Annotated in this window: 1 protein-coding gene; it reads left to right on the top strand. The window is 70.5% G+C overall.

What is annotated here, in order from left to right; all coding sequences use genetic code 11:
- Nucleotides 1-2,902, top strand: a 2,902-nt coding sequence (locus M4D77_RS23665; RefSeq protein WP_259937712.1) for a Pls/PosA family non-ribosomal peptide synthetase, incomplete at its 5' end; no start/stop codon positions are given.
- Nucleotides 2,903-2,954: the final 52 nt, after the last annotated feature.

Genomic DNA, 2,954 nt, shown 5'->3' on the forward strand with positions numbered 1-2,954 from the left:
GGTCGTCGATGCCCAGGGCCAACCGGTGGCCGAAGGCGAGGTCGGCGAACTGGTTATCGGCGGCGTCGGCCTGGCGCGCTACCTCGATCCCGCGAAGGACGCGGAGAAGTACGCACCGATGCCCACGCTCGGCTGGGAACGCGCCTATCGCAGTGGCGATCTCGTGCGCCTGGACACCGCCGGCCTGTTGTTCATGGGCCGCGCCGACGACCAGGTGAAGGTCGGCGGACGGCGCATCGAACTCGGCGAGATCGACAACGCTCTGCAGAACCTGCCCGGCGTGAGCGGAGCCGCAGCCGCGGTCCGCAAGTCCGCGGCTGGCAACAGTCTGCTCGTCGGCTATCTCGTGTCGGCCGATCCCGGCTTCGACGTCGCCGAGGCGCATGCCGAGCTGCGGCGACAGCTGCCCGCCGCGATGGTCCCCACCCTCGCCCTCGTCGACGAATTGCCTACGCGCACTTCGGGAAAGGTTGATCGTGATGCGCTGCCCTGGCCCCTGCCGGGCAGCGACAGACCAGTGGATGACGACGTTGAACTCAGCGAGACCGAACTGTGGCTGGCGCAGCTGTGGACCGACGTCCTCGGCATGACCGTCTCCAGCCCGGACGTCGACTTCTTTGCCGAGGGCGGTGGATCACTGGCCGCGGCCCAGCTCGTCACCGCGGTGCGGGAACGCTACCCCGACATCTCGGTGGCCGATCTCTACGACCGTCCGCGCCTCGGGTCCATGGCCGAGATGCTCGACGCCCGCCGCCCGACGACGAGCATCGATGAACGCCTCGTCGAACCGACCCCACGCTCGGCCGGGCTGGCGCAGCTCCTGCTGACCATCCCGCTGACGACGCTCACCGGATTGCAGTGGGCCACATGGCTCGGTGTGGCGAACAACGTGGCGCTGCTCGTCGCCGACCGGATGGATCGCACGGTCGAGTGGCTGGTCGAGATCAACTGGTGGGTCCTGCTCGCGGCGTTCCTGATCTTCATCACCCCGCCCGGTCGCATGTGCATCGCGGCGCTCGGTGCGCGGGTGCTCCTCGCCGGGGTCGCTCCGGGCGTTCATCCGCGGGGCGGGAGCGTCCACGTCCGGTTGTGGGTGGCCGAGCGACTCCTCGACGCCAGCGGTGCCGCCAACCTGTCCGGTGCGCCGTGGATGATCTACCTCGCGCGGGCTCTCGGGGCGTCGATCGGGCGCGGCGTCGACCTGCACACCATCCCACCGGTGACCGGACTGCTCACGGTCGGGGACGGCGCGTCCGTCGAACCCGAGGTCGACATCTCCGGATGGTGGATCGACGGCGACGACGTCCACATCGGCGAGATCGCCATCAAACGCGGCGCGTCGATCGGCGCCCGGTCGACGCTCACCCCTGGTGCGGTCGTCGGACGTGACGCGGTCGTCGCCCCGGGTTCGGCGGTGTTCGGGCGGGTCAAGGCCCGGCAGCACTGGGCCGGGTCGCCCGCGGTGAAGATCGGCAAGGCCGAGCATCCCTGGCCCGACCACCGGCCCCCGCGGGCGACGTGGTGGGTACCCATCTACGGACTGTCGTCGTTGGGGCTCGCCGCGATCCCCCTGCTCTCGCTGGCCTCGGGCCTGGCCGTCATCGGCGCCTGGGCGCTGACCGCGGACCGGTTGCGCGACGTCGGGATCCGCGCGCTGATCCTGTTACCCGTGGCCACCGTGACGAGCCTGTTCGTGTTCGCGGCGATCACCGCGGTCCTGGTCCGGCTCGCCTCGATCGGGCTCCACACCGGGTATCACCCGGTCCGGTCCCGCGTCGGCTGGCAGGTCTGGATCACCGAACGCCTCCTCGACGCGGCCCGCACGTATCTGTTCCCGCTGTATGCCAGCCTGCTGACCCCCACGTGGTTCCGCATCCTCGGCGCGAAGGTCGGCGAGGGAACCGAGATCTCGACCGCGCTCGTGCTCCCCCGATTCACCACGATCGGCGACGGCGCCTTCCTCGCCGACGACACGATGGTCGCGTCGTACGAACTCGGCGGCGGCTGGCTCCACATCGACGAGGCGAAGATCGGCAAGCGCTCATTCCTCGGCAACTCCGGCATGACCGGCCCCGGGCGCAAGGTCCCCAAGAACGGTCTGGTGGCCGTGCTGTCGGCGACGCCCGACCGGGCCAAGTCGGGCTCGAGTTGGCTGGGCAGCCCACCGGTCCGCCTGCGCCGCACCGCCGCCGAGATCGACACCTCGCGCACCTTCGACCCGCCGGCGACGCTCAAGGTCGCCCGCTCGCTGATCGAGACATTGCGCCTCGTGCCGGTCATGGTCTCGTTCGGGCTCGGCGTCGGACTACTGCTCGCGCTGCAGTACGTGGCCGTCCATGAGCACTACGGGCTCGCGGCAGCGGTGAGCGGTCTGCTCCTGCTGGTCGTCGGCGCGATCGCCTGCGTCACCGCGGCGGCGGCGAAATGGCTGGTCGTCGGCCGCATCACGGTGAGCGAACATCCGCTGTGGAGTTCGTTCGTGTGGCGGAACGAGCTGTCCGACGCCTTCGTCGAGACAGTCGCGGCTCCGTGGTTCGCCAACGCCGCGACCGGCACGCCGATCCTCAACCTGTGGCTGCGGATGCTCGGCGCCAAGATCGGCCGCGGCGTCTGGTGCGAGACCTACTGGCTCCCCGAGGCCGACCTCGTCACCCTCGGCGACGGCGCGACCGTGCAGCGCGGCTGCGTCGTGCAGACCCACCTGTTCCACGATCGGGTCATGGCCATCGACCGTGTCACGCTCGGGGCGGGCGCGACCCTCGGCCCGCACTGCGTCGCCCTACCGGCGTCCGGACTCGGCGACTCGGCGACCGTCGGGCCGGCATCGCTGGTCATGCGCGGCGACGTGGTCCCGGCCCACACCCGCTGGCAGGGGAACCCCATCGCTCCCTGGCCGCGCTGATCCGAAAGGATCGCATAACCCCACCCCTGCTCCCTGAGGTGCGAGGAGCGCA

The organism is Gordonia sp. p3-SID1431 (genome assembly GCF_025143765.1).
Lineage (GTDB): Bacteria > Actinomycetota > Actinomycetes > Mycobacteriales > Mycobacteriaceae > Gordonia > Gordonia hongkongensis.